The 1,900-nt window shown below is 66.8% G+C and carries 5 protein-coding genes; all 5 read right to left on the bottom strand.

All coding sequences use genetic code 11. From position 1 onward, the window contains the following. The coding region (locus ACFVXN_RS18385) for a hypothetical protein (RefSeq protein ID WP_389235956.1) at positions 1–263 on the bottom strand (263 nt) is incomplete at its 3' end. After that, a complete protein-coding gene (locus ACFVXN_RS18380; protein WP_389235953.1) occupies positions 260–721 on the bottom strand; it encodes a hypothetical protein in 462 nt (153 codons plus the stop codon). The genes ACFVXN_RS18380 and ACFVXN_RS18385, both read right to left, overlap by 4 nt. Beyond that, positions 718–1,323: a hypothetical protein gene (locus ACFVXN_RS18375; protein ID WP_389235950.1), complete on the bottom strand. Its 606-nt coding sequence runs from the start codon at positions 1,321–1,323 to the stop codon at positions 718–720. Before ACFVXN_RS18375 ends, ACFVXN_RS18380 begins: the two co-directional genes overlap by 4 nt. Before the next feature lie 14 nt (positions 1,324–1,337). Further along, positions 1,338–1,652 (bottom strand): hypothetical protein, encoded by a 315-nt coding sequence (locus tag ACFVXN_RS18370; RefSeq protein ID WP_389235947.1) that lies wholly within the window; start codon positions 1,650–1,652, stop codon positions 1,338–1,340. After that, the coding region (locus ACFVXN_RS18365) for a hypothetical protein (RefSeq protein WP_389235944.1) at positions 1,649–1,900 on the bottom strand (252 nt) is incomplete at its 5' end. The genes ACFVXN_RS18370 and ACFVXN_RS18365, both read right to left, overlap by 4 nt.

Below are 1,900 nucleotides of genomic sequence, written 5' to 3'. Positions count from 1 at the left end.
CTGATGCACTCGGTGAGGAACCCCTCGTCCCCCGGGATGTGCGGATCGATGCCGTGATTGATCGTCAGGATGTAGCCGTTCGGCTCGACCACGCCGCAGGCGGGGCAACGCCACCCCGGGACCACGGTGCCGGCGGGCCCGTAGCCGCAGTCGTACGGTGCAACCCAGTCGGCAGGCTGCATCCGATCGAGCCAGGCACGTTTCGCCGCTGACTCGGCGTCGTAGTCTCGTTCGTCGAAGAGGTCAAGCTGCTGCTCAGTCATGACGCACCGTCCACGCCGGGCTTGTCGGCAGAATGCGCGCGCCCGTCGCCCGCGCACAGCTCGCACTCGGCGTACGCGCCGGAGGCGGTCTCGGGACCACATCCCGACCCCTTGCACTCGGAGCAGGAGTTCCAGCGCTCCATCTGCTCGCACTCGTCGCACCACACAGGGCATTCGATGTGCTCAAGCTCAAGCGCGGTGAGGCTCGATGCACGCTCGACGATGTCGGCGTGACTCGCCGTGTGCCACCCGTGTCCCGGGACGAGCTCGGCGTATCCGAGTGCGACCGCGATCTCGATGCGCTTCTTCTCGGCCGCAGCTACGTTTTCCCGCTCGGCGTCCCGCTCCTGCCGGTAACGGTCGACGACGGCGAGCAGCCGCGTGTTCTCCTCGCGCAGGCTGTCTATCTCCCGCACGATGCCGGCGATTGACCGACCGCAGTCGTGTGTCGCGGTCATGACCGAGCCTCATTCCAGATCCCCTTGAGGCGTGGCATCTCCTCGGCGGGAATCCGCGCCCCGATCGGCAGGCTGGCGAGGTACCGGTCGGCGTCATTGGGCACCGAGCGCCAGCCGCGGAACTTGCCGCAGAGCGCGCACTTCCCGTAATCGCCGCAGTCGAACAACGGGTCGGCGCACAGGCACTTCTTCTGCGCGTGCTCCACTGTCGAGCAGTCGTGATGGAACAGCCCCTTCTCGCCGCGCCACATTCGCGTCCGGTGGTCGGTCCAGGAGTGGGACACGTTCACGGGGTCGCGCTTCACGGAGCGACCGCCACACCATTCGCAGCGGGTGAGGAGCTTTCGGCGCCAGTCCTGCAGGAAGCACCACTGGATCTGCCAGTGGTGGATATGCCACTTCCAGTTCGTGCCGCGGCACTCACCGCGGAGTGCGTCCTCGCCGTTCGGCTCGACGTGCCAGACGGTGATCAGCGACGCGAAGTTGTACTCCTGGCCGGCGAGTGTGATGAACGAGCTGCCGCGGCGATAGTGCCAGCGAGGCGTCTTGCCTGGTCGACCGAACTTGTGGGGCCAGGGTCGGCGAATCTTGAACGCCACCACCATTGGGTCATGCATCAGAGTGCCTCCAGCCCTTCGATCGCTGGTCGTGCTGGTCGAGTTGGCTCAGACCAGGCCGGGATCGAGCACAGCAGGACGCGCTTCGCGACGGTCTCCATGGAGCCCCCCTCGCCGTCGATCTTCACGTCGCGGTAGATCTCCCACTGATAGGCGGCGTGATTGAACGCGACCTCGATGTCGTCGATCGCGGAGACGTCGATGCAGCCGAGGACGACCGTGTCCACGTTCGGAGCGAACCGCGTGTACGACAGCTCGACGTGCAGCGTGCGGCCACGCTGAGTGATCTCGTGCTGGGACTTCTTTGCGGTCACAGGCCGTCACCCGCCCCGGCGCGGACGAACGGGGCGAGGCGCTGCATACGCGCCTCGTTGGAGTCGGACAGATGCCGCCTCCCGTCCCTCCTCTGAACCCAGCGCTTGCCGTCGGCGTGGTTCACGAAGGTGAGGGTGAGTCCCATTGCCGGTGCTGCTGGCCCATCGGCAGCGCTGCGGTAGAGAACGCCCGTGGGCACGTCCCCCCACGTCGCCCATGACTCGGGCCCGGGTTCCGGGAACAGGGC

The sequence above is a fragment of the Cellulomonas sp. NPDC058312 genome (assembly GCF_042880135.1).
Classification (GTDB): Bacteria; Actinomycetota; Actinomycetes; order Actinomycetales; family Cellulomonadaceae; genus Cellulomonas.
Note: the sequence above shows the minus strand (reverse complement) of the source record. Positions and strands in the feature narration are given on the sequence as shown.

What these genes read in the sequence shown, in the direction of transcription:
- ACFVXN_RS18380 (WP_389235953.1), bottom strand. Translation starts at nt 721, where the DNA reads ATGACCGCGACACACGACTGCGGTCGGTCAATCGCCGGCATCGTGCGG.